19 protein-coding genes and 1 pseudogene are annotated in these 25,124 nt (G+C 73.2%); 12 read left to right on the forward strand and 8 right to left on the reverse strand.

What is annotated here, in order from left to right:
- Positions 1-7 precede the first annotated feature (7 nt).
- A complete protein-coding gene (locus ABD363_RS00865) occupies positions 8-1,624 on the reverse strand; it encodes a carboxyl transferase domain-containing protein (RefSeq protein WP_344599371.1) in 1,617 nt (538 codons plus the stop codon).
- Between the two features lie 86 nt (positions 1,625-1,710).
- Between ABD363_RS00865 and ABD363_RS00870 the strand changes: the two genes are divergently transcribed.
- The 5 genes from ABD363_RS00870 (at position 1,711) to ABD363_RS00890 (ending at position 6,157) form a co-directional block, all read left to right on the forward strand.
- Positions 1,711-2,310 (forward strand): SACE_7040 family transcriptional regulator, encoded by a 600-nt coding sequence (locus tag ABD363_RS00870; RefSeq protein WP_344599372.1) that lies wholly within the window; start codon positions 1,711-1,713, stop codon positions 2,308-2,310.
- Between the two features lie 356 nt (positions 2,311-2,666).
- A complete protein-coding gene (locus ABD363_RS00875; RefSeq protein WP_344599373.1) occupies positions 2,667-2,912 on the forward strand; it encodes a hypothetical protein in 246 nt (81 codons plus the stop codon).
- A gap of 187 nt (positions 2,913-3,099) precedes the next feature.
- The gene (locus ABD363_RS00880; protein ID WP_344599374.1) at positions 3,100-4,257 is read left to right on the forward strand and encodes an acyl-CoA dehydrogenase family protein; all 1,158 of its coding nucleotides are present in this window, start codon (positions 3,100-3,102) and stop codon (positions 4,255-4,257) included.
- A gap of 35 nt (positions 4,258-4,292) precedes the next feature.
- Positions 4,293-5,171, forward strand: coding sequence for an acyl-CoA thioesterase (locus ABD363_RS00885; protein ID WP_344599375.1), 879 nt, complete (start codon positions 4,293-4,295; stop codon positions 5,169-5,171).
- A 53-nt stretch (positions 5,172-5,224) separates the two neighbouring features.
- Entirely contained in the window at positions 5,225-6,157 is a 933-nt protein-coding gene (locus tag ABD363_RS00890; protein ID WP_344599476.1) for an IS5 family transposase, read from the forward strand.
- A 4-nt stretch (positions 6,158-6,161) separates the two neighbouring features.
- Here the strand turns inward: ABD363_RS00890 and ABD363_RS00895 are convergent, their stop codons facing one another.
- Together ABD363_RS00895 and ABD363_RS00900 are read right to left on the reverse strand one after the other, a co-directional pair.
- A complete protein-coding gene (locus ABD363_RS00895) occupies positions 6,162-6,596 on the reverse strand; it encodes a hypothetical protein (RefSeq protein WP_344599376.1) in 435 nt (144 codons plus the stop codon).
- Between the two features lie 160 nt (positions 6,597-6,756).
- Entirely contained in the window at positions 6,757-7,140 is a 384-nt protein-coding gene (locus ABD363_RS00900; RefSeq protein WP_344599377.1) for a peptidoglycan-binding domain-containing protein, read from the reverse strand.
- Positions 7,141-7,544: 404 nt separating this feature from the next.
- Between ABD363_RS00900 and ABD363_RS00905 the strand changes: the two are divergent.
- Positions 7,545-8,476: pseudogene (locus ABD363_RS00905) on the forward strand (IS5 family transposase).
- 15 nt (positions 8,477-8,491) lie between these two features.
- Here the strand turns inward: ABD363_RS00905 and ABD363_RS00910 are convergent.
- The gene (locus ABD363_RS00910) at positions 8,492-9,280 is read right to left on the reverse strand and encodes a phosphatase (RefSeq protein WP_344599378.1); all 789 of its coding nucleotides are present in this window, start codon (positions 9,278-9,280) and stop codon (positions 8,492-8,494) included.
- 62 nt (positions 9,281-9,342) lie between these two features.
- Entirely contained in the window at positions 9,343-10,824 is a 1,482-nt protein-coding gene (locus tag ABD363_RS00915; RefSeq protein ID WP_344599379.1) for a PucR family transcriptional regulator, read from the reverse strand.
- A 187-nt stretch (positions 10,825-11,011) separates the two neighbouring features.
- Here ABD363_RS00915 and ABD363_RS00920 point away from each other — a divergent pair, with 187 nt between their 5' ends.
- From ABD363_RS00920 to ABD363_RS00930, 3 genes are read left to right on the forward strand one after another with little or no spacing between them, the layout of a single operon-like run.
- Positions 11,012-12,472: a sodium:solute symporter family protein gene (locus ABD363_RS00920; RefSeq protein ID WP_344599380.1), complete on the forward strand. Its 1,461-nt coding sequence runs from the start codon at positions 11,012-11,014 to the stop codon at positions 12,470-12,472.
- 56 nt (positions 12,473-12,528) lie between these two features.
- Positions 12,529-13,500, forward strand: coding sequence for an agmatinase (gene speB / locus ABD363_RS00925; protein ID WP_344599381.1), 972 nt, complete (start codon positions 12,529-12,531; stop codon positions 13,498-13,500).
- Positions 13,497-15,182, forward strand: a complete 1,686-nt coding sequence (locus tag ABD363_RS00930) for a thiamine pyrophosphate-binding protein (protein ID WP_344599382.1) — start codon at positions 13,497-13,499, stop codon at positions 15,180-15,182. The genes speB and ABD363_RS00930 overlap by 4 nt, the downstream gene beginning before the upstream one ends.
- Before the next feature lie 58 nt (positions 15,183-15,240).
- On the opposite strand, the gene ABD363_RS00935 is transcribed toward ABD363_RS00930, so the two are convergent.
- The 3 genes from ABD363_RS00935 to ABD363_RS00945 form a co-directional block, all read right to left on the reverse strand.
- Entirely contained in the window at positions 15,241-15,597 is a 357-nt protein-coding gene (locus ABD363_RS00935; protein ID WP_344599383.1) for a peptidase inhibitor family I36 protein, read from the reverse strand.
- A gap of 198 nt (positions 15,598-15,795) precedes the next feature.
- Positions 15,796-16,605: an endonuclease I family protein gene (locus ABD363_RS00940; RefSeq protein ID WP_344599384.1), complete on the reverse strand. Its 810-nt coding sequence runs from the start codon at positions 16,603-16,605 to the stop codon at positions 15,796-15,798.
- A 210-nt stretch (positions 16,606-16,815) separates the two neighbouring features.
- The gene (locus ABD363_RS00945; RefSeq protein WP_425577917.1) at positions 16,816-19,059 is read right to left on the reverse strand and encodes an ArnT family glycosyltransferase; all 2,244 of its coding nucleotides are present in this window, start codon (positions 19,057-19,059) and stop codon (positions 16,816-16,818) included.
- Positions 19,060-19,201: 142 nt separating this feature from the next.
- On the opposite strand from ABD363_RS00945, the gene ABD363_RS00950 reads away from it, so the two are divergent.
- From ABD363_RS00950 to ABD363_RS00960, 3 genes are all read left to right on the forward strand, one after another.
- The gene (locus ABD363_RS00950; protein WP_344599385.1) at positions 19,202-20,053 is read left to right on the forward strand and encodes a serine hydrolase; all 852 of its coding nucleotides are present in this window, start codon (positions 19,202-19,204) and stop codon (positions 20,051-20,053) included.
- A 53-nt stretch (positions 20,054-20,106) separates the two neighbouring features.
- On the forward strand, positions 20,107-21,138 hold the full coding sequence (locus ABD363_RS00955) for an esterase-like activity of phytase family protein (protein ID WP_344599386.1): 1,032 nt from the start codon (positions 20,107-20,109) through the stop codon (positions 21,136-21,138).
- Positions 21,139-21,353: 215 nt separating this feature from the next.
- Complete coding sequence (locus ABD363_RS00960; protein ID WP_344599387.1) at positions 21,354-25,073, forward strand: ABC transporter ATP-binding protein; 3,720 nt, start codon at positions 21,354-21,356, stop codon at positions 25,071-25,073.
- Positions 25,074-25,124: the final 51 nt, after the last annotated feature.

Consider the following 25,124-nt stretch of genomic DNA (forward strand, 5'->3'; position numbering starts at 1 on the left):
CCCCCTGTCACATCCGGAAGACGCCGAACTGGGGGTCACCCAGGGGCGCGTTGGCGCACGCGGTCAGGGCCAGGCCCAGCACCTGGCGGGTCTCCAGCGGGTCGATGACGCCGTCGTCCCACAGGCGGGCGGTGGCGTAGTAGGCGTTCCCCTGGCGCTCGTACTGCGCGCGGATCGGCGCCTTGAAGGCCTCTTCCTCCTCGGCCGGCCAGTCCTGACCGCGGGCCTCCATCTGGTCCCGCTTGACGGTCGCGAGGACGGAGGCGGCCTGCTCGCCGCCCATGACGGAGATCTTGGCGCCCGGCCACATCCACAGGAAGCGGGGGGAGTAGGCCCGGCCGCACATGGAGTAGTTGCCGGCGCCGTACGACCCGCCGACCACCACGGTCAGTTTCGGGACCCTGGTGCACGCCACGGCCGTGACCATCTTGGCGCCGTGCTTGGCGATGCCGCCGGCCTCGTAGTCCTTGCCCACCATGAAGCCGGAGATGTTCTGCAGGAACACCAGCGGGATCCCGCGCTGGTCGCACAGCTCGATGAAGTGGGCGCCCTTCTGGGCGGACTCGGAGAACAGGATGCCGTTGTTGGCGACGACGCCGACCGGGTGGCCGTGGATCCGGGCGAAGCCGGTGACCAGGGTCTGCCCGAACTCGGCCTTGAACTCGGCGAAGCGGGAGCCGTCGACCAGGCGCGCGATGATCTCGCGCACGTCGTAGGGGATGCGGGGGTCGACCGGGACCGCGCCGTACAGCCCGGAGGGGTCGACCTTGGGCTCGACGGAGGGCCGGACCTCCCAGGGCAGGGGCCCGCGCGCGGGGAGCGTGGCGACGATGTCCCGGACGATGCGCAGGGCGTGCGCGTCGTCCTGCGCGAGGTGGTCGGTGACGCCCGACACGCGCGCGTGGACCTCGCCGCCGCCCAGCTCCTCGGCGGTGACGACCTCGCCGGTGGCGGCCTTCACCAGGGGCGGGCCGCCCAGGAAGACGGTGCCCTGGCCGCGCACGATCACGGCCTCGTCGCTCATCGCCGGGACGTACGCCCCGCCGGCCGTGCAGGACCCGAGGACGGCGGCGATCTGCGGGATGCCGGCGCCGGACATGCGGGCCTGGTTGTAGAAGATCCGCCCGAAGTGGTCCCGGTCGGGGAAGACCTCGTCCTGCAGGGGCAGGAAGGCGCCGCCGGAGTCGACGAGGTAGACGCACGGGAGGCGGTTGTCGAGGGCCACCTCCTGGGCGCGCAGGTGCTTCTTCACCGTCATCGGGTAGTACGTGCCGCCCTTGACGGTGGCGTCGTTGGCGACGATCACGCACTCGCGTCCGCTGACCCGCCCGATCCCCGCGATGACGCCGGCGGCCGGGGCCTGCCCGTCGTACATCCCGTCGGCGGCCAGCGGGGCCAGTTCCAGGAACGGCGATCCCGGGTCGAGCAGCGTGTCCACGCGGTCGCGCGGCAGCAGCTTCCCGCGCGCGGTGTGCCGGGCCCGCGCCTTCTCGCCGCCGCCGAGCCGGGCCGCGGCCAGCTTGGCGCGCAGCTCCCCGACGAGCGCGCGATGCGCCTCCTCGTTGGCCCGAAAGGCCTCCGACGCGGGATCCGCCGCGCTGTGGAGCTCCGGTGCCTCGTCCATCCTGCGGTCCCCTCACCTGTTAATGAGCGTTAACGCATTTCCCTCGGGTTAACGACCGCTAACCTCCGCTGTCTAGAATCGATGCCATGGCCACCAGAACCGACGCCCCCACCCGCCGCGAGCAGATCCTCAAGGAGGCCGCCCGGCTCTTCGCCGAACGCGGTTTCCACGGCGTCGGAGTCGACGAGATAGGCGCCGCGGTCGGCATCAGCGGGCCCGGCCTGTACCGGCACTTCGCCGGCAAGGACGCGATGCTCGCCGAGCTGCTGGTCGGGATCAGCGGTCAGCTGCTGACGGGCGCCAAGCGGCGGCTGGCGGAGGCCGACGGGGTGGCGCCCGAGGCGGTCCTCGACTCGCTCATCGAGGGGCACATCGACTTCGCGCTCGACGACCGCCCGCTCATCACCCTGCACGACCGCGAGCTGGACCGCCTCCGGGACAGCGACCGCAAGCTGGTGCGGCAGCTCCAGCGGCAGTACGTCGAGCTGTGGGTGGAGGTGGTGCGCGAGGTGTACCCGGCCCTCGCCGAGCCGACCGCCCGCTCGGCGGTCCACTCGGTCTTCGGCCTGCTGAACTCCACCCCGCACCTGGGCCGTCCCGGCTCGCTGCCGGGGCGGGGGGCGACGGCGGAGCTGCTGCACCGGATGGCGCGGGGGGCGTTCGCGGCGGCGGGCGCGGCGGAGTGAGCGGGACGAACGGGGCGAGCGGGGCGGCGGACCGTCGGCCTCGCGGACTCCCTGGCGCAGGCCGACGGCAAAATCACCCGAAGGGCTGAAGCCGCCTCGCCCCACCCGGCGCCGCGCTCACCGGCCGCTGCGTTCCGTCACACGGCCGGCTCGGCGCGCGAGGCGATGCACCGGATCCTCCGGGGCCCCGGGCTGTCCGTCCGGGCCCTGCCGGGGGCCGGCGGCGCCCCGTCCGGACCCGTGGTGATCGAGCCGCTGGACACCGGCCTCACCGGGACGAGGCCGCGCAGGGCCGGACGGAACGCACCGGGACCGGTCCGGGCGACACCCCGGCCCGCGCACTCCGGAGGAACCTGATGGTCGTGCGCACCCCCCGCTTCCCCGGACGCGGCGCCGTCATCGGGGAATCCGTCGACAGGGGCATCGCCGGAGGCAGGGCCAGGACCGAGGACGTCCTCCGCGTCCTCCGGCTCCGCGGCGCCGGCGTCCCCGGGGCCGCCCGGGAGCGCATCACCGGCTGCTCCGGTCCGGACGTCCTCGGCGCCTGGTTCGACCGTGTCCTCACGGCCGCCGACCCGCAGGAGCTGTCCGGGGAGGCGTGAGTGCCCGTCAGGACGGACGAGGGCCCGGCCGGGGGCGCCCCCGGCCGGGCCCTCGTCCGCCGGATCCACCACCGTCGCCGGCGTGACGAGCGTTACCCGGCCGGCGCTCTGGACGCCTTCGCCTACCCGCCGGTACCTTGACTCTGAGCAAGCGCTTGGACATGCCGAGGTACGTGGAGGTGGCGGCGTGCGCCGTACGGTGTTCAACGAGGATCACGAGGCGTTCCGGGAGACCCTTCGCGCCTTCATCGAGGCCGAGGTCGTACCCGTGTACGACGAGTGGTTCCAGGCCGGCCAGGCGCCGCGCGAGTTCTACTACAAGCTCGCCGAACTGGGCCTGTTCGGCATCAACGTCCCCGAGGAGTACGGCGGCGCCGGTCTGGAGACGCACAAGTTCGAGGCGATCCAGTACGAGGAGACCGCCCGCGCCGGTGTCACCTTCGGCGGTTCCGGGGTGCACGTGCTGCTCGCCCTGCCGTACATCAAGATGCTCGCCACCGAGGAGCAGAAGAAGCGCTACCTGCCCAAGTTCGTCTCCGGCGAGGAGATGTGGGCCATCGCGATGACCGAGCCGGGCACCGGCTCCGACCTCGCGGGCATGAAGACCACCGCCAAGCTCTCCGCGGACGGCACCCACTACGTCCTCAACGGCGCCAAGACCTTCATCACCGGCGGCGTCCACGCCGACAGGGTCATCGTCTGCGCCCGCACCGCGCCGCCCACCGCCGAGGACCGCCGCCACGGCATATCCCTGTTCGCCGTCGACACCAAGTCCGAGGGCTACTCCGTCGGCCGCAAGCTGGACAAGCTGGGCCTGAAGGTCTCCGACACCGCCGAGCTGGCGTTCGTCGACGTCAAGGTGCCCGCCGAGGACCTGCTCGGCGAGGAGAACAAGGGCTTCTCCTACCTCGGCGCCAACCTGCCCTCCGAGCGCTGGGGCATCGCCTTCGGCGCCTACGCGCAGGCCAAGGCCGCCGTCCGGTTCGCCAAGCAGTACGTGCAGGAGCGCACCGTCTTCGGCAAGCCGGTCGCCCACTTCCAGAACACCAAGTTCGAACTGGCCGCCTGCCAGGCCGAGGTGGACGCGGCCGAGGCCGTCGCCGACCGCGCGCTCGAAGCCCTCGACGCCGGTGAGCTCACCCCCGCCGAGGCCGCCAGCGCCAAGCTGTTCTGCACCGAGGTCGCGCACCGCGTCATCGACCGCTGCCTCCAGCTGCACGGCGGCTACGGCTACATGAACGAGTACCCGATCGCCCGCCTGTACGCGGACAACCGCGTCAACCGCATCTACGGCGGCACCAGCGAGATCATGAAGACGATCATCGCCAAGGACATGGGGCTGTAAGCCCCGCGAAATCCCTGCCGTATACAACTGACCCCATGAGTCAGGCACTACAGGACCTCCTCGATCTGCTCGACCTGGAGCAGATCGAGGAGGACATCTTCCGCGGCCGGTCCCGCCCCGCCGTCATACCCCGCGTCTTCGGCGGCCAGGTCGCGGCACAGGCGCTGGTCGCCGCGGGCCGGACGGTCCCCGCCGACCGGCCCGCGCACTCCCTGCACGCGTACTTCCTGCGCCCCGGCGACCCCGGCGCGCCCATCGTCTACACCGTGGACCGCATCCGCGACGGCCGCTCCTTCACCACCCGCCGGGTGGTCGCGGTCCAGCACGGCAAGCCGATCTTCCACCTCTCGGCGTCCTTCCAGGCGCACGAGGAGGGCCTGGACCACCAGGCGCCGATGCCGTCCGCGCCCGACCCCGCCACGCTGCCCACCTCCGAGGAGCGGCTGCGCGGCTACGCGCACCTGGACCCGGAGATCGTGGAGCGGTTCGTCGAGGCGCGGGCCGCGGTGGACCTGCGCTACGTCGACGAGCCGCCGTTCGGCCGCTACGGCGAGCCGCGCGAGCCGCACTCCCAGGTGTGGTTCCGCACCAACGGCAAGCTGGACCGCGACGTCGACGACCCCCTGCTGCACGTCGTCCTGGCCACCTACGTCTCCGACATGACGCTGCTGGACTCCGTGCTGCTCGCGCACGGCCGCGGCGGCTGGGCCGTCGGGGACGTGGTCGGGGCCTCGCTGGACCACGCGATGTGGTTCCACCGGCCGTTCCGCGCCGACGAGTGGCTGCTGTACGACCAGGAGTCCCCGTCGGCGCACGGCGGGCGCGGCCTGGGCCAGGCCCGCATCTACACCCAGGACGGCCGGCTCGCCGTCACCGTGATCCAGGAGGGCGTGGTCCGCGTCCCGCGCGGCTAGGACTTGTCCGGCCGATCATGTGACTCGTCCGTGCCTGGGTCGCTGGTGTGGGCATGGGGCGGGGCGATCTGACGGATGCCGAGTGGGAACGGCTGCGGCCGTTCCTGCCGGTCAGCAACGGGCGTTGTGGCCGGTGGCGGGATCATCGGCAGGTGATCGACGGGATTCTGCATCGGGTGCGGACCGGGGTGCAGTGGCGTGACCTGCCCGAACGGTTCGGCCCGTGGAAGACCGTCTACGAACGCCACCGGCTGTGGTCGGCCGACGGCACTTGGGAACGTCTGCTGCAGCAGGTCCAGGCCGCGGCTGACGAGGCGGGTGAAATCGACTGGGACATCTCGGTGGACTCCACCATCGTCCGCGCGCATCAGCATGCGGCCGGCGCTCGCATCGATCCGCCCCCGGCGCCCGGCTCAAAGGGGGGGCGGCGAGGTGGAACACCAGGACGAGACGCCGTGGCAGAGCCTCGTCGGCCGCCTGGTGGAGGTGGTGCTGGAGGTGAGGGGCTGGGTCGTTCGCGGGGCGGGTTCACCAGCAAGGTCCATCTGAGCGCGGACGGCCGCTGCCGTCCGCTGTCCTTGGTCATCACTCCAGGTCAGCGGGCAGACTGCACCCAGTTCAAGCTGGTTCTGGAGGAGATCCGTGTTCCCAGACCAGGCCCAGGGAGGCCGCGCAAGAAGCCGGACAGCCTTACCGCGGACAAGGCATACAGCAACGGGCCATGTCGGGAGTACCTGCGGCGGCGGGGCATTCGGCACACGATCCCGGAGAAGACCGACAGCCAGGCGGCCCGCCTGCGGAAAGGCTCACGCGGCGGACGGCCGCCCGGGTTCGACGAGGACCGTTACAAGAAACGCAACACCATTGAACGGGCGATCAACCGTCTGAAACAGTCCCGAGCGGTCGCCACGCGCTACGACAAGCGCGGCTACGTCTTCCTCGGCACCGCCACCGCGGCGTCCGCCGCGATCTGGCTCCGAGCGTGAACCCCTACGCGACCCAGCAGTAGACGTCCTGGCCCTGGCCTCGGGTGCTGCTGACGAGAGCGGCCAGATCGCCCAGGATCACTTCGGCGATCTCCGTGCCGATGTCCTCGCCGTCCTCCGCCCGCTGCAAGGACCACGCGACAGCGGCATCCTTCAACTCGGACCGCTCGGCCTCGGCAAGTGCGGCGGACAGGCGAGGCGAGATCGCGAAGACGACGCACCCGTCATCGTCCTGGCCGGCGACGAGACGAGGCTCACCGGCTTCGACGAGTTCCTCGAAGCTGCCGCCGGCAAGCAGGCACTCCCACTCGACCACAGCCTCTCCGGGATCGAAGTTGCCGAAGGAGAGCGACTCGAATGCACGTCGCGGCCCGGCTTGAAGAGCCAGAGCCGCTGACGCGTCATCCGAAGCCGCGAAGAACTCGACGATGATGCTCACCCCGGCATCATGCCGGACCACCCACGACCGTGATCGACCGGACAGCTCCTAAGGGATTGGGGATCGGTGGACCAGCCGTTAACGGCTGGTCCACCGATCCCCAATCCCCGTCGCACACACAGCCCGTCAGCAACGGGGGCTCAGCCGGAGAAGATCGCCCTCAGTGATCCAACGGCTCCCCACGCAGCGCGCCCCACGTCTTCGCACCCACAATGCCGTCGGCCTTCAACCCATGGCGCTTCTGGAGTCGTTTCACAGCCGACTCCGTTCCCGCCCCGAAGTAGCCGTCCACACCCTTCGGGCCCACCGAGTAGCCGTGATGCTGGATCAGCAGCGCCTGGATCTCCTTCACCTTGGCCCCCGCATCACCGCGATCGGTGTACGCCGACCCCGAGTAGTAGCCGCAGTACGTACCGTCCACCGACGACTTGCACACCCCCGCCTTGGCCCCAGCGGCGAAAGCCTCACCCGCCAGACCAACCGGCACCACAGCCCCAGCAAGCACGGCAGCCGCAGCCACCGACAACCCCGCACGCTTCAGCAAGCCAGCACTCCCTCCAGTCCGGCGGGCCCGGCCCGCCACTTGGAATAGGCAACGAAGCTATCCCCGCACCGGCCGCAGAGGCGATATACCGAAGGGGCGCACAAGTGCACACGCCGCATCACCCGGCGCACAACACACCACCGGTACAGCCGCCCCTTGGCGGCGGCGGTATCGCGGCGGACCGGGCCAGGACCTGGGCGACCGTGTTCATCGCCGTGGCGGAGGCCGGTGCGTGCCGCGCAGGGCGAGCGCGGTGGTCTCCATCGCCTCGACCGTCTCCTTGGCGGCAGCCGCATTCCAACTCCACACACGTTCCGGAGCGGCAGGCGGGTCGACCTACCGGCCCCCTAGGACTTGTCCGGCCGATCATGTGACTACTTCGCATCCGTGTCGTTGGTGTGGGCATGGGGCGGGGTGATCTGACGGATGCCGAGTGGGAACGGCTTCGGCCGTTCCTGCCGGTCAGCAACAGGCGTTGCGGCAGGTGGCGGGATCACCGGCAGGTGATCGACGGGATTCTGCACCGGGTGCGGACCGGCGTGCAGTGGCGTGACCTGCCCGAACGGTTCGGTCCGTGGAAGACGGTTTATGAACGCCACCGTCTGTGGTCGGCGGACGGAACCTGGGAACGCCTGCTCCAGCAGGTCCAGGCCGAGGCCGACGCGGCAGGTGAGACCGACTGGGACATCGCGGTCGACTCCACCGTCGTGCGCGCTCATCAGCACGCTGCCGGCGCTCGGGCCGAACCTCCGCCGGTACCCGCGTCAAAGGGGGCCGAAGAGGTGGAACACCAGGGCGAGACGCCGTGGCAGAGCCTGGTCGCCCGCCTGGTGGAGGTGGTGCGGGAGGTGAGGGCCTGGGCCGCTCGCGGGGCGGGTTCACCAGCAAGCTCCACCTGAGCGCGGACGGCCGCTGCCGCCCGCTGTCCCTGGTGGTCACCGGCGGACAGCGGGCGGACTGCACCCGGTTCGAGCCGGTCCTGGAGAAGATTCGCGTCCCCAGGAGCGGTCCGGGTAGGCCGCGCAAGAAGCCCGACAGCCTGGCGGCAGACAAGGCCTACAGCAACGGGCCCTGCCGCGAGTACCTGCGGCGACGGGGCATTCGGCACACGATCCCTGAGAAGACCGACAGCCAGGCCGCCCGCCTGCGCAAGGGCTCACGCGGCGGACGACCGCCCGGCTCCGACGAAGACCGCTACAGGAAGCGCAACACCGTCGAGCGGGCGATCAACCGCCTGAAGCAGTCCCGGGCAGTCGCCACCCGCTACGACAAGCGCGGCTACGTCTTCCTCGGCACCGCCACAGCAGCAGCCCTTGTCATCTGGCTGCGAGCTTGATCGCCCGGACAAGTCCTAGTCCAGCCCCGCCTGCGCCAGCAGGTACGCCGTCATCGGGTCGTAGTGGCGGGGGCTGACCACGTGGTCGTCGAGGGGGACCGTGACCTGCACGGTCCCCTCGGCCTCCGCCAGGAAGAGCGCCGGGTCGTTGCAGTCGGCGTAGCCGACGCAGTCCACGCCGTGCTGTCCGGCGTACCCCGCCCAGCCGTGGTCGGCGACGACCAGGTCGGGCAGCGGGCGGCCCGCGCGCTCCAGGCCGGTGAGGACGGCCTTCATCGGCTCGCCGGAGTGGGTGTGCCACAGCGTGGCGCCGTGCTCCAGCACCGCCACGTCCGCGAACTGCATCACGTACCCCTCGTCCGTGGCCAGCCCCTCCGGGATCACCACGATCTCGCAGCCGGCGGCGCGCAGCGCGGCGGCCGTGGCGCGGTGCACGTCCAGCAGGCCGCCGGGGTGGCCGGTGGCGAACAGCACCCGCTGCCCGCCGTCGGCCGCCTTGCGCAGCCGCCCGGCCATCCGCTCCAGCGCGGCGACGGTCAGCTCGGGGTCGATGGTGTCCTGCCCGTACCGGTACTCGGGGTCGTCGATGACGCCGACCCGTTCCGCCATCACCGCGAGCACGTCCTGCTCGTCGTTCCAGCGGTCGCCCAGCTCCAGGCCGAGCCAGTAGTGGCGGTCGCCGTTGGCCAGCTTGCGGTAGTGGGAGAGGTTGTTCTCGCGGGGCGTGGCGACGTCGCCCGCGATACGCGTTCTGACGAGGTGGTCGACGAGTTCGGCGCGGCTGGGGGTCCCGGGTATCGGCATGGCTCCCATTGTGGGGCAGCCGTCGCCGTCCGCGGCCGGTGCGTCGCGCGCCGGGACGCGGGTCACCGCTCCAGCCGGCGCAGCGCGAACCACAGCTCCATCCGCACGTCCGCGTCGTCCAGGTCGGCCTCCAGCAGGGCCGCGCACCGGGCGATGCGCTGCCGCACGGTGTTGCGGTGCACGGACAGGGCGACGGCCGTACGGTCCCAGCTGCCGTGCAGGGACAGCCAGGTGCGCAGGGTCTCGGCGAGCGCGGGCGTGAGGGGGGCGAGGAGCGCGTGGGCGTGCGCCTCGGCCTCGTCGCCGGGGACCAGGTCGGCGAGCCCGCGGCGGGCGCTGTGGCGGACCAGCGGGGTGCGGGTGGCGCGGGCCCGGGCCAGGGCGCGGGCCGCCTGCGCGTCGGCGGCCGGCCACTGGGGCGGGGTGGCGGGGGCGCTGACGCCCAGGGTCCACCCGGGCTGCGGGGCCGGTTCCCGGCCGGCGGGCAGCAGGACCCGTACGGCGTCCCGGCCCGGGTCGACCAGCGGGGAGCCGAGGGCGGCGCCGAGCGCGGAGGCCGCCACCGGGTCGGGGACGCCCGTGTCGGGCCGGGCGTGCACGACGAGCCACCGCTGCGCTCCGTCCGCGGCCTCGCCGGCCCCCGGTCCGAGCAGCGGCGCCACCTCCTCGGGCGGGGCGCCCAGCAGCAGCCGCACCAGCGCGGAGGAGCGGGCGGCGCCGGTGCCGCTGAGGTGCTCGCCGGTGAGCAGGGTGAGCAGCACGGCGGCGACCGAGGCGATGGTGTGGTCGCCGGGGTCCCGCCGCGGGGCGGCCGCGCCGAGCGCGAGGCCCCGGCCGGTGCCGAGGGTGTAGGCGGACAGGTGGACGCCGGCGACGGTGTCGCTGGCGGTGCTGGAGGCGCGGCCGGTGACGACCCGCGCCAGCCCCGTCAGCGCCCGGACCACCTCGCCCTCCGGTTCCCGGCCCGCCGCCGCGACCGGCGTGCCCTCCGGGCCGTACAGCGCCGCCCAGCCGTCGAGACACTGGGCCAGCCGGCGCAGGACCGACGGGACGGGGTCGGGGCGGGAGGCCGCGGCGGCGAGGCTGTGCTGGGCCTCCGAGACGCGGCGCAGCTCGGCCAGGCGGACCTGGGCCATCAGCTGCCAGACCGCGCGGGCCACCGCCGCGAACGTGGTCCGCGGCGGCACCTCGAGCAGCGGCAGCCCGTACGTCTCGCAGGCCGCGACCAGCGCCCGCGGCACCGTGTCGTGCACCGGCGCCACGCCGAAGCCGAGGGCCGCCCCGCCCGCCGCCACGATCCGGGCCACGTAGTCGTCGGAACAGGTGCCCGGCCCCGCCGCCTCCGGGATGTGCACGCCCGCCGTGAGCAGCAGCTCGCCGCCCAGCAGGTACGGGTAGGGGTCGGGCATCTCCGAGGCGTGCGCCCCGCGGACGGTGACGCCGGCGCCGGCGGGCCCGGCGATCTGCCGCAGGGCGAGGTCCTCGCGGGCCAGCAGCGCCGCCAGGGGCACGGGCGGCGTGGGCGGAACGGCGGGGTCCGGCATGGTGGACGTTTCCTCCGGTTCGTTCGGCCCAGATGGATGAAACATACACTTCGCAGCCGCTTTCCGGCCACCTACTGTCGGTCGGGACCGGCAGCCGCGGGTACGGGCGGATGTCCCCGCGACGCGCCGCCGGACGACTTCCACCCGCACGACACGCCACCGAGAAGTGAACGAGGGAGGGGCCCGCATGGCCGTCGACTACCTGGTGATCGCCGCCTATCTGGCCGGCATGCTGGCCATGGGCTGGTGGGGCATGCGCCGCGCCCGGTCCAAGAGCGAGTTCCTGGTGGCCGGGCGCCGCCTCGGACCCGCGATGTACTCCGGCACCATGGCGGCGATCGTGCTGGGCGGCGCGTCCACCATCGGCGGCGTCGGCCTCGGCTACCAGTACGGCCTGTCCGGCGCCTGGATGGTGGTCACCATCGGCCTCGGCCTGCTGGCGCTGAGCGTCTTCTTCTCCGCCCGCATCGCCCGGCTGCGGGTCTACACCGTCTCCGAGATGCTCGACCTGCGCTACGGCGGCCGGGCGGGCGTCGTCTCCGGCGTCGTGATGTGGGCGTACACGCTGATGCTCGCGGTCACCTCGACCATCGCCTACGCCACGATCTTCGACGTCCTCCTCGACCTCGACCGCACCCTCGCGATCGTCCTGGGCGGCTCGATCGTCGTCGCCTACTCCGTGCTCGGCGGCATGTGGTCCATCACGCTGACCGACATGGTGCAGTTCGTGGTGAAGACCGTCGGCCTGCTCCTGCTGCTCCTGCCGATCGCGGTCGTCAGGGCCGGCGGGTTCGACGGGATGCGGGCCGAGCTGCCGACCTCGTACTTCGACCCGCTGGGCATCGGCGGCGAGACGATCTTCACCTATGTGCTGGTCTACACGTTCGGCATGCTCATCGGGCAGGACGTCTGGCAGCGCGTCTTCACCGCCCGCAGCGACCGCACCGCGCGCTGGGGCGGCACGGTCGCCGGCACCTACTGCCTCGCCTACGCCCTCGCCGGCGCCGTCATCGGCACGGCGGCCAAGGTGCTCTACCCGAAGCTCGGCAGCGCCGACGACGCCTTCGCGACCATCGTCCGGGACGAACTGCCCGTCGGCGTGCGCGGGCTGGTGCTGGCCGCCGCCCTGGCCGCCGTGATGTCGACCTCCTCGGGCGCGCTGATCGCCTGCGCCACCGTCGCCAACAACGACATCTGGGCCCGGCTGCGCGGCGCCGTGCGGCCCTCGGGCGCGGAACCCGACGAGGTCCGGGGCAACCGCGCCTTCATCCTGGTCATGGGCGTCGCCGTCATCGGCGCGGCGATCGCGCTGAACGACGTCGTCGAGGCGCTGACCGTCGCCTACAACCTGCTCGTCGGCGGCCTCCTGGTGCCGATCCTCGGCGGGCTGCTGTGGAAGCGCGGCACCGCGCAGGGCGCCCTGGCCTCCGTCGCGGTCGGCGGCCTCGCGGTGATCGTCCTGATGGCGGCGTACGGCGTCCTCGCCGACGAGCCCGTCTTCTACGGCCTGCCGGCGTCCCTGGCCGCCTACGTCGCCGTCTCCCTGGCGACCCGGCCGACCGACGCGGCCGTGCTCGCCGCCTGGCGCGAACGCCTCGCCGGACGGTCCCCCGAACCCGTGTCCGAACCGGTCCCGGCTCACCAGTAGAGTCGAAGGACAAGCAGTACATACGCGATGAAGCGTGAGAAAGAAGGCAATTGACGATGAGCAGCACCGAGACGCCCCGCGGTCCCGTCGACTCCTCCCGCGTCCCGCGGTACGCCGGCCCCGCGACCTTCGCCCGGCTGCCCCGCCTGGACGAGGTCGGCCGCGCCGACGTCGCCGTGGTGGGCGTGCCGTTCGACTCGGGCGTCTCCTACCGGCCGGGCGCCCGCTTCGGCGGCAACGCCATCCGCGAGGCGTCCCGGCTGCTGCGCCCCTACAACCCGGCGCAGGACGCCTCCCCGTTCGCGCTCGCCCAGGTCGCGGACGGCGGCGACATCGCCGTCAACCCGTTCGACATCCACGAGGCCGTCGAGACGATCGAGGCCGCCGCCGACGGCCTGCTCGGCACCGGCGCCCGCCTGATGACGCTGGGCGGCGACCACACCATCGCGCTGCCGCTGCTGCGCGCGGTGGCGAAGAAGCACGGCCCGGTCGCCCTGCTGCACTTCGACGCCCACCTGGACACCTGGGACACCTACTTCGGCGCCGAGTACACCCACGGCACCCCGTTCCGCCGCGCGGTGGAGGAGGGCATCCTCGACACCTCGGCCCTCTCCCACGTCGGCACCCGCGGCCCGCTGTACGGCAAGCAGGACCTCACCGACGACGAGAAGATGGGCTTCGGCATCGTCACCTCGGCGGACGTCTACCGCCGCGGCGCCGACGAGGTCGCCGACCAGCTCCGCCAGCGCATCGGCGACCGCCCGCTGTACATCTCCGTCGACATCGACTGCCTCGACCCGGCCCACGCGCCCGGCACCGGCACCCCCGAGGCCGGCGGCATGACCTCCCGGGAGCTGCTGGAGATCCTGCGCGGCCTGGCGTCGTGCAACCTGGTGTCCGCGGACGTCGTCGAGGTGGCGCCCGCCTACGACCACGCCGAGATCACGTCGGTGGCCGCGTCCCACACGGCGTACGAACTGACGACGATCATGACCCGCCGGATCGCCCGGGAGAAGGCAGCGCAGTGACCCACGACCACGACCTGGTGCTCCGTCCGACCGCCGCGCAGACCGAGGCCGCGCTGAACCCGCCCCCGGGGCGCACCGGCGGGGACCTGGTCGTGGAGACCCTGGCCGGGCTGGGCGCGACCACCGTCTTCGGCCTGCCCGGCCAGCACGCCCTCGGCATGTTCGACGCCCTGCGCCGCTCGGACCTCGGGTACGTCGGCCTGCGGGTGGAGAACAACGCCGCCTTCGCGGCCGACGCCTACGGCCGGATCACCGGCGAGGCGGCCCCGCTGCTGCTGTCGACCGGCCCGGGCGCGCTGACCTCGCTGGCGGCGCTGCAGGAGGCGGCGGCGGCCTCCGCCCCCGTGCTGGCGATCGGCAGCCAGGTCCCGACGGCGGGCCTGGGCGGCGGCCGCCACGGCTATCTGCACGAACTCCCCGACCAGGCGGCCTCGTTCCGGGGCGTGGTGAAGTCCGTGCACCCGGTCCGCACCCCGTCGCAGATCCCGTCCGCGATCGCGGCGGCCTGGAAGTCGGCGCTGACCGTCCCGCACGGCCCGGTGTGGGTGGAGATCCCGCAGGACGTGCTGGCGGCGCGGACCCTTCTGCCGGTGGTGACGGGTGTGGACGCGACCCCGGACGAGCTGCCGCCCCGCCCCGAGCTGACGGCCGTGGCGGCCGACCTGCTGTCGCGCGCCGAGCGCCCGGCGATCATCGCGGGCGGGGGAGTGGTCCGGGCCGACGCGTCGAAGAAGCTGCGGCAACTGGCCGAACGGCTCGACGCCCCCGTCGTCACCACCTTCGGCGGCAAGGGCGCCTTCCCCTGGGAACACCCCCTGTCCCTGCAGTCCTGGCTGGAGGACCGGCACACCACCGACTTCCTGGAGGACGCGGACGTCCTGCTGGTGGTCGGCTCCGGACTCGGCGAGCTCTCCTCCAACTACCACACCTTCCGGCCGCGCGGCCGGGTGATCCAGATCGAGGCCGACCTCGGCAAGCTGGAGTCCAACCACCCGGCCCTCGGCATCCACGCGGACGCCTTCCTCGCGCTCCAGGCGCTGCTGGAGACGGTCCGGGAGCGCGACGACCCGACGGCCCCGGAGCGCGTGCGGGCGCTGCTCGACCGGGTGCGGGCGAGGATCGCCGCCCAGGAGCTGACCCTGGAGCAGCAGGTGCTGGCGTCGGTGCGCCGGGCGCTGCCCGCCGCCTGCCCCTCCTTCTGGGACATGACGATCCTGGCGTACTGGGCCTGGTCGGCGTTCGACGCCAAGGGGCCCAACACCATGCACTCGGCGCAGGGCGCGGGCGGCCTCGGCTACGCCTTCCCCGCGGCCCTCGGCGCGGCCGTCGCCGACCCCACCCGCCCGGTGCTGGCGGTGTCCGGCGACGGCGGCGCCCTGTACTCGGTCGCCGAGCTGGCCACGGCCCGCCAGTACGGCCTGGACGTCACCTGGCTGATCGTCGACGACGGCGGCTACGGCATCCTGCGCGAGTACATGACGGACGCCTTCGGCCGGGCGACAGGGACGGAGCTGACCCGCCCGGACTACGCGGCGCTGGCGGAGTCCTTCGGCGTCCCCGGGGTCCGGACGACTCCGGAGACGCTGGCGGACGACCTGGCGAAGGCGCTGGCCACGCCGGGGCCGTCCGTGGTCGTCCTCCCCGCCGTGCTGCGGATGTTCGCGCCGACGCACCGGGGGTGAGCCTCGGCCCCGGGCCGGGTCCCGGCCCGGGGCCGGAACCCGGTGCCGGGCCCGGGGCTCAGCAGCCGCCCGGCCCCACGCCGTCGATACGGCCGCCGAAGTCGCCGAGGTAGCGGGCGCGCCAGTCGCCGTTGAACACGTTGCGCTTCTGCTGCGGCTGCCAGTTGATGAAGCAGGCGCGGGTGTTGGAGACGAACGAGCCCACGTGGTCGTGGAGGAAGGGCGGCATGTCGCGGTAGCCGCTGCGGGCGGGCCACTCCCAGCTGCTGCCGCGGAAGTTCTCGCCGCTCCAGAAGCACACGGAGCCGCTGGGACAGGACGGGGGCGCGGCCGGCGCGGCGGACGCGGCGGGGGCCGGCAGCAGGAGCGCGGTCAGGGTCAGGGCGGCGGCACAGGACCAGGAACGAAGCTTCAACGGAGCCTCCGGAACCGTGGGTCGGGATCGCCTCGGCCGATCGGCCGAGGCAATCCCATGCTCCCGGCGGCGGGCGGCGACGCGCCCGGACGGAGGAGCGGCATCACCGGTGTGAGCGAAGAAGTCGTCTCATCCGGTGATACGCCCCGGGTCCGGGGGTGGAGCCGGCCTCGGTGACGGGAGGCCGGGCCTGTGGCCCTACCAGATCGCCTCGACCCACTCCGGGTGGTCGATGAACGGGTTGCGGTTCTTCTGGTAGCTGTCGTAGATGACCTGGTTGCGGCGCTCCTCGAAGGCGTCCGGCGGGTCCTGCTCGTTCCACTGCTTGAGGACGGACAGGCGGCCCGTGTACGGGTTGCTGCCGTTGCCCACCTTGTCGTTGGGCTCCAGGTCGGCCCAGGCGTCGTCGCCCTCGTAGCGGACGGCCATGTAGAGGATCATGCGGGCCACGTCGCCCTTGACGGCGTCGCGGGGCTCGAAGGAGTCGGAGTCGGTGTAGCTGGTGGACGTCCCGCCGACCGCGCTGCCGCCCTCGTCGAAGTCCTTGTTGCCGCGGATGGAGTTGACCGTCACGTCCTCGGGGCGGATGTGGTGCAGGTCGGTGCCCGGACCGGTCGAGGTGGTCAGGTCGCCGTGGGATATCGCCCAGACGTGCTCGCGGTTCCAGTCGCCGACGTCGCCGCCGTTGAGGCTCTTGCTGCGGGACTTGCCGGAGTACAGCAGGACGACGTTGGCGCTGTTGGCCGGGTCCTGGTCGGTGACCTTGAGGGCCTCCCAGAGCGCCGAGTACGACAGCTTGGTCTGGCTGCTGACGATCGTGTGCAGCGCGGACTTCAGACTCGTGCCGGTCTTGCCGACGGCGTTCCTGTAGTACGTCGAGTCGTAGGCGGTGGTCGTCGCGGCGGCCGGGGTCGCGGTCACCGCCGGCGCGGTGAGGGCGAGCAGCGCGGTCGACACGGTGAGCGCCAGGGTCTTCCGGCGGGGGGTCCGTACGGGGCTCGCGGCCATGGGGCGTCCGTTCTACGCGGGTTGAGGGGGGCGGGTAGAGGGAGCGTGACATGGACATGCGGGCGAAGGTGTGAACGAGGGGTGTCGGTTGCGTGTCGGAAATGGGGGAGCCGGCTGCGTCGGCGGGGACGCCGTGGCCGGTCCGGTACACCTCGACGGCCCCCGGCCGGAGGGCCGGGGGCCGTCGGAACGCCGGGGACTCGACGGGTGTCAGTCGACGTCCGACGGGTCCAGGCGGTAGATCGTGGCCTGGTCCGACCGGGAACCGGACGCCGAGTCCGATCCGGAGGCGCCGGAGTCGGAGGTGCCGGAACCGGAGGAGCCGGAAGAAGAAGCGCCGGAGACGGAGCTGTACTCGCTCTCCTCCACGGCCGTCCCGTGCTCCTGCACCCACTGCGCGACCTCGGTGCCGAGGGTGGAGCCGCCGCCGGGGCCGCCGCCCATGCCGCCGCTGAGCTGGATGTAGTGCAGCTCGCCGTTCCTCACCAGTTCCTTGAGCCTGGCCAGGGTCATCGCCTTGTCGGAGCCGGACCAGCCCCACATGGAGATGACGGGCTCGCCGCTGCCGACGATGAGCCGGGCCGCGCTCTGCGAGTCGGCCACCGCCAGCAGCCAGGTGGCGCCGTCCTGGTGCTTCTTCAGGTACGCGATCAGTTCGGTGCTCGCACCGCCCAGGCCGCCGCCCATGCCGCCACCGCCCAGGCCGCCGCCCGCGGCACCGGGCGCGCCGCCGGGCGCGGCGCCCTCGCCGGAGCCACTGGCACTGCCGGAACCACTGGAGCCGTCAGCACCGCCGGAGCCGTCGGCACCGCCGCTCGGCACTCCACCGGGCATCTCGCCGCCCGGGAAGCCGCCCGCCTGGCCGTCCTGCCGGGCGCCGCCCGGCAGTTCGCCGCCCTCACCGGGGCCGCCGGTGCCGCCGAAGCCGCCCCGGCCGCCGCCCCCGGGCCCGCCCGTGCCGCTGCCCGTGGCCGGGCCCGCCGTCGGGTTCGTGCCGCCCATGCCGCCGCCCGAGCCGGACGGCACCGACCAGGCGTACGCCGCCGGGCCCGCCACCGCCGCGACGACCGCCGCGGCCACGGAGGCCGCCAGCAGCCGTGCCCGGTTGCCGGAGCGGAAGACGAGCAGGCCGGTGACGGCCAGCGCCATCACCACCGCGACCGTCGGCCACAGCCAGGTGTTCCAGCCGGAGGCCCGCCGCAGCAGCACCACGGACCACAGCGCCGTCACCGCCAGGGCGAGCGGCAGCGCCCACACCCACCGGCGGTCGGCGCGGAACGCGCGCAGCAGCATCGCGCCGCCGCCCCCGCACAGCGCCGCGATCCCGGGCGCCAGGGCGGTCGTGTAGTACGGGTGCATCGTGCCCTCGGCCAGGGCGAACGTCAGGTAGTGCAGGACGGTCCAGCCGCCCCACAGGACCAGCGCGGCGCGGGCCGGGTCGGTGCGCGGGGCGCGGCCGCGCAGGACCAGGCCGGCGACGAGCGCGATGCCCGCGAAGGGGAGCAGCCAGGAGATCTGGCCGCCCAGGATGTCGTTGAAGAGCCGGCCGAGGCCCGCGGTGCCGGAGAAGCCGCCGCCCCCGCCTCCGCCGCCCCCGCCGTTGCCTTCGCCGCCGAGGATCCGGCCGAGGCCGTTGTAGCCCATGATCAGGTCCCAGGCGCTGCCGTCCGTCGAGCCGCCGATGTAGGGGCGTTCGGAGGCCGGGACCAGCGAGACGGCCGCCGCCCACCAGAAGCTGGAGGCGGCGAGCGCGACGCCCGCGAGCAGCAGGTGCGCGATCCGCCTCCCCGGGGCCGGCCGGGCCGCGTACAGGTGGACCACGAAGACGGCCGGGAGGGCGATCCACGCCTGGAGCATCTTGGTGTTGAAGGCCAGCCCGAAGCAGACGGCGGAGCCCAGCAGCGGCAGCAGCCTGCCGTCGCGCGCGGCGCGCAGCGCGAGGGCCGCGCCCGCCACCATCAGGAACACCAGCAGCGTGTCGGGGTTGTTGTCGCGGTTGATGGCGACGGTGATCGGGGTCAGGGCCAGGACGAGCGCCGCGACGGCCGCGGCGCCGTGCCCCCACACCCGCTTCACGGACGCGTGCAGGATCCAGATCGTGGCCAGCGCCGCCGCGATCATCGGCGCCATCATCTGCCAGGTGCCGTATCCGAGGAGCCGGCACGACAGGCCCATCACCATCAGCGCCAGCGGCGGCTTGTCGACGGTGAGGAAGTTGCCCGCGTCCAGCGAGCCGAAGAACCAGGCCTTCCAGCTCTGCGTGCCGCTGAGCACGGCGGCGCTGTAGAAGGTGTTGAGGCCGGAGGCGGACAGGTTCCAGGAGTACAGCACCGCCGCCAGGGCCAGGATCGCCAGGAGCGCGGGCGGCGACCAGCGGGGGGCCGTACCCGGCGGCGGTTCCGGCGGGTCGGGGGTCACGGCGGTGTCGGGGCGGGAGTCAGTGGCGGAGGTCACCCGCGCATCGTGCACAGCGGGGGTGGGCGGGCGCTGTGCCGCACCTGGCCGCCGCCTGTGAATGCGCCAGGCAACGGTGACATTTCGTCAAGTGCTCCCCAGGGGTTGCAACCCTTGCCCCGGGCTCGTGGGTCAAGGGTGCATGACTCTGTGGACATCCCGGCGGGCGGGCGTGCTCGCCGCCGGTCTCGGCATCGGAATACTCATACCCGGCGTGGCCGCCGGCCCGGCGGCGGCGGCCACCGCACCCGCGGTCGGCTGCACGTCCGCCCGGGCGGGCCTCGCCGCCAAGCTGAAGAAGGACATCACGGCCGCGCTCGCGAACCGCAAGGGCACGGTCGCCGTCGGCCTCCACGACCGCACCACCGGGACGACCTGCACCCTCAGACCCTCCACCGCCTACGACTCGGCCAGCGTCGTGAAGGTCACCGTCCTCGCCGCGCTGCTGTGGGACGCGAAGAAGCGGGGCCGGTACCTGACCGACCGCGAGGCGTCCCTCGCCAAAGCCATGATCACCAAGTCGGACAACGCGGCCACCTCCACCCTGTGGAAGCAGCTCGGCCTGACGAAGATCAAGGGCTTCCTCGCCGCCGCCGGCATGACGCAGACCAAGCCCGGCGCGAACGGCTACTGGGGCCTGACCCAGATCACGGTCACCGACGAGCAGAAGCTGCTCAAACTGGTCACCGGCAAGAACACCGTCCTCAGCGACAACTCCCGCGCCTACATCCTGAAGCTGATGGGCCAGGTCGTCTCCGCGCAGCGCTGGGGGACGCCGTACGGGGCGCCGTCCGGGGTGTCGGTGCACGTGAAGAACGGCTGGCTGCAGCGCTCCACGCACGGCTGGCGGGTGCACAGCGTCGGCGCCTTCAAGGGCGGCGGCCACGACTACACGATCACCGTGCTCACGCACGGCAACAGCACCATGAACTACGGCATCACCACCATCCAGGGCGTCGCCAAGGCCGTTCACCGGGACCTGGCGGCGAGCTGATCCTTAACGGTGCGGCCCACCCCGCGTCACCGATCCGTCCTACGGTGACGTCCATGCGCCTGAAGACCCTCCTCGCCACCGTCACCGCCGGCCTGGCGGCGGCCGCCTGTCTGACCGCCGCCGGGCCCGCCACCGCCCGGCAGGCCGACGCGCGGACCGGCCACGCCTGCTCGCCGTCCGTCGCCGTCGACCGCTTCTCCGACGCGCTCGACAAGACGACGTACGAGGGCGCCTTCGTCGGCAACCTCTCCGCGCTCGCCGCCGGCCGGGACGGCTCGCTCACCGCCGTCTCCGACCGCTCCGCGCTGTTCCGCCTGGACGGGCGCACGCTCCGGCCGACGGGCGTGGCGCGGCTCGCCGACGAGCAGGGCGGCGCGCTGGACTCCGAGGGCCTGGTGATCGACCGCGACGGCACCCTGCTGATCAGCTCCGAGACCGAGCCGGCCGTCCGCCGCCACGGCGCCGACGGCACGGTCCTGGACCGGCTGCCGGTGCCGTCCGCGCTCCGGGTCGCCCCGGCCGGGCGGGCCGTCTCCAACGGCACCTTCGAGGGCCTGACCCTGCTGCCCGGCGGCCGCACCCTGCTCGCCGCCATGGAGTACGCCCTGGCCGGCGACAGCGCCGGCATCGTGCGCTTCCAGACCTGGAACCGCACGCGCGGGGGCTTCGCGCTCGGCGCCCAGTACGCCTACCGGGCCGATGCCGGCCTCGGCGTCCCCGAGGTGACCGCGACCCCCGACGGCCGCCTGCTGGTCCTGGAGCGCGGCTTCACCTCCGGCGTCGGCAACACCGTCCGCCTGTACCTGGCCGACCCGCGGCACGCCACGGACACCGGCGGCGTCGAGAACCTGACCGGGCACAGCGGCGTACGGCTGATCAGGAAGACCCTGCTCGCCGATCTCGCCGCGTGCCCGTCGCTCGGCGCCACCGCCAAGCAGCCCCAGCCGAACCCGCTGCTGGACAACATCGAGGGCATGGCGGTCACCGGCCGGGAGCGGGGCCGTCTGAAGGTGCTGCTGGTCAGCGACGACAACCAGAGCGCGACGCAGACCACGCGCTTCTACTTCCTGCGGGTGCGGACCTGACCGTTCCCCGCGGGCGCGGACCCGGCCGCCCGGCCGGACACCCGGCCGGGCGCGCGGCCGCTCGTCCGGCCGGCCGGCTCCTGACGTGCCCGTCCGCTCGTCCGGCCGGCCCCGGACGTTCCCCCGATCGGCTTCCGATCATTGCGGAGGGATGAAATCCGCTTCCGTCCGCGTTGGTGCCTTCCGGCAGATCAGGACGATCGGAGGGCACCGGCGTGAGTTCGCAACGGGGATGGGCACGACGGCTGTGGGGTTACGCCTGGCGCCACCCCAAGGACGTGGTCCTGGCCCTCGGCTCGTCCCTGGCGGGCATGGCCGTCATGGCCCTGGTCCCGCTGATCACCAAGGTGATCATCGACGACGTGATCGGCGAGCACAGCCGGAGCATGGCCGTCTGGGCGGGCCTGCTCATCGGCGCCGCCCTCGTCGTCTACGTCCTCACCTACGTCCGCCGCTACTACGGCGGACGTCTCGCCCTCGACGTCCAGCACGACCTGCGGACGCGGATGTACGCGACGATCACCCGGCTCGACGGCCGCCGGCAGGACGAGCTGTCCACCGGGCAGGTGGTCGGCCGGGCCACCAGCGACCTCCAGCTGATCCAGGGCCTGCTGTTCATGCTCCCGATGACCATCGGGAACGTCCTGCTGTTCCTGATCTCCCTGGGGATCATGGCGTGGCTGTCGCCGCCGCTGACGCTGGTCGCGCTGGCCGTCGCCCCCGCGCTGTGGTGGATCGCCCGGCGCAGCCGCACCAGACTGCACCCCGCCACCTGGTACGCCCAGGCCCAGGCCGCCGCCGTCGCGGGCGTGGTCGACGGCGCCGTCAGCGGCGTCCGCGTGGTGAAGGGGTTCGGGCAGGAGGAGCAGGAGACCGGCAAGCTCAGGGAGGTCGGGCGGCGGTTGTTCGCCGCGCGGCTGCGCACCGTCCGGTTCAACGCCCGCTACACCCCGGCCCTCCAGGCCGTCCCCGCCCTCGGCCAGGTCGCCATGCTGGCGCTGGGCGGCTGGCTCGCCGTGCGCGGACACATCACCCTCGGCACCTTCGTCGCCTTCTCCACCTACCTCGCCCAGCTCGTCGGCCCGGTGCGCATGCTCGCCATGGTGCTCACCGTCGGCCAGCAGGCCCGCGCCTCCACCGAACGGGTCCTGGAGCTGATCGACACCGAGCCGTCGCTGGCCGACGGCACCCGGGAACTGCCCGCCGACGCCCCCGCGACCGTCGAGTTCGACGACGTCTCCTTCGGCTACGACCCCGCCCACCCCGTCCTCGACGGCCTCTCCTTCGAGATCCGCCCCGGCGAGACCCTCGCCGTCGTCGGCTCCTCCGGCTCCGGCAAGTCCACCGTCTCCCTGCTCCTGCCGCGCTTCTACGACGTGACGCGCGGCGCCGTCCTCGTCGGCGGCCACGACGTGCGCGAGCTCACCCTCCACTCGCTGCGGGCCGCGATCGGGCTGGTGCCCGAGGACTCCTTCCTCTTCTCCGACACCGTGCGCAACAACATCGCCTACGGCCGTCCGGACGCGACCGACGAGCAGATCGAGGCCGCCGCCCGCGCCGCCCAGGCGGACCGGTTCATCCGGGATCTCCCCGACGGCTACGACACCGCGGTCGGCGAGCACGGCCTGACCCTGTCCGGCGGCCAGCGCCAGCGCATCGCGCTCGCCCGCGCGATCCTCGCCGACCCCCGGCTGCTGGTCCTCGACGACGCCACCTCCGCCGTCGACGCCCGCGTGGAGCACGAGATCCACGAGGCGCTGAAGGAGGTCATGCGGGGCCGCACCACCCTGCTGATCGCCCACCGCCGCTCCACCCTGGGCCTCGCCGACCGCATCGCCGTCCTCGACGCCGGCCGCCTCGCCGACATCGGCACCCACGAGGAGCTCCAGCAGCGGTGCGCCCTGTACCGGCGCCTGCTGACCGACCCGGACGAACTCGGCGGCGTCTCGCCCGGCCACGCCCGGCCCGCCGCGCCGCGCGAGGACACCTCCGTGCGGGAGGAGCTGGACGCGGAGTTCGACGCCGAGCGCGGCATCACCCCCAAGCTGTGGGCGGGGGAGCGCGAGCCGAAGGACACCGCGCTCAGCGGCTCCCCGGCCACCCCGGAACTCCTCGCCCAGGTCGAGGCGCTGCCCCCGGCGACCGACACCCCGGACGTCGACGAGGCGCGGGCCGTGCGGCCGGAGGAGTCCTACGGCCTGCGCAGGCTGCTGGCCGGCTTCGGCCTGCCCCTGCTGGCCAGCCTCGCCCTCGTCGCCGTCGACGCCGGCACGGGCCTGCTGCTGCCGGTGCTGATCCGGCACGGCATCGACGACGGCGTCACGCGGTTCGCCCTCGGCGGGGTCTGGGCGGCCTCGCTGCTCGCCCTGCTCACGGTGGCCGTGCAGTGGGCGGCGCAGAGCGGCGAGATCCGGATGACCGGACGCACCGGGGAGCGGGTGCTGTACGCGCTGCGGCTGAAGATCTTCGCCCAGCTCCAGCGGCTCGGCCTCGACTACTACGAGCGCGAGCTGACCGGGCGCATCATGACGCGGATGACCACGGACGTCGACGCGCTGTCCACGTTCCTGCAGACGGGCCTGGTCACCGCGTTCGTCTCGGTCGTCACCTTCTTCGGCATCATGGCCGCCCTGCTGGTGATCGACGTGCAGCTCGCGCTCGTCGTGTTCGCGACGCTGCCGCCGCTGATCGTCGCCACGTACTTCTTCCGCCGGGCGAGCGTGAAGGCGTACGAACTGGCCCGGGAGCGGGTCTCGGCGGTCAACGCCGACCTCCAGGAGACCGTCTCCGGGCTGCGGATCGTGCAGGCCTTCCGGCGCGAGCGGGACGGCGGGCGGCGGTTCGCCGAGCGCAGCGACGGCTACCGCCGGGCGCGCATCCGGGGGCAGCGGCTGATCTCGGTGTACTTCCCCTTCGTGCAGCTGCTGTCGTCGGCCGCCGCGACGGCGGTGCTGGTCGTGGGCGGGGCGCGGGTCGACGACGGGACGCTGACCACCGGCGCGCTGGTCGCGTACCTGCTCTACATCGACCTGTTCTTCGCGCCCGTCCAGCAGCTCTCCCAGGTCTTCGACGGCTACCAGCAGGCCACCGTCTCCCTGGGCCGCATCCAGGAGCTGCTGCGCGAGCCGGCCTCCACCAAGGCGCCCGACGAACCCCTCGAAGTGCTCTCCCTGCGCGGCGAGATCGCCTTCGAGGACGTGCACTTCGCGTACGGCGACGGGGAGGAGGCGCTCGGCGGCGTCGACCTGCGCGTCCCGGCCGGGCAGACCGTCGCCTTCGTCGGCGAGACCGGCGCCGGCAAGTCCACCCTCGTCAAGCTCGTGGCCCGGTTCTACGACCCGACGCGGGGCCGTGTCACCGTCGACGGCACCGATCTGCGCGCCCTGGACCTCACCTCGTACCGGCACCGTCTCGGCGTCGTCCCGCAGGAGGCCTACCTGTTCCCGGGCACCGTCCGCGACGCCATCGCCTACGGCCGCCCGGACGCCACCGACGCCGAGGTGGAGGCGGCCGCCCGCGCGGTCGGCGCGCACGAGATGATCGCCACCCTGGAGGGCGGCTACCTCCACGAGGTCGCCGAGCGCGGCCGCAACCTCTCCGCCGGGCAGCGGCAGCTGATCGCGCTGGCCCGCGCCGAGCTGGTCGACCCGGACGTCCTGCTCCTCGACGAGGCGACGGCGGCGCTGGACCTGGCGACCGAGGCGCAGGTCAACCAGGCCACGGACCGGCTCGCGGGCCGCCGCACGACACTGGTGGTCGCCCACCGGCTGACCACCGCCGCCCGCGCGGACCGGGTCGTGGTGATGGACCACGGCCGGGTCGTCGAGGACGGCACGCACGAGGAACTGCTCGCGCGCGGCGGCCGGTACGCCGGCCTGTGGCGGACGTTCGTCGGGGCCACCGAGCCGGAGGAGCCGGTCGGCGCGTCCCGCTGACGACCGTGCAACCATCCGGCATACGTCCCGCGTCCGTACTCCCGTACGCCG

The organism is Streptomyces glaucus (assembly GCF_039533365.1).
GTDB lineage: Bacteria > Actinomycetota > Actinomycetes > Streptomycetales > Streptomycetaceae > Streptomyces > Streptomyces glaucus.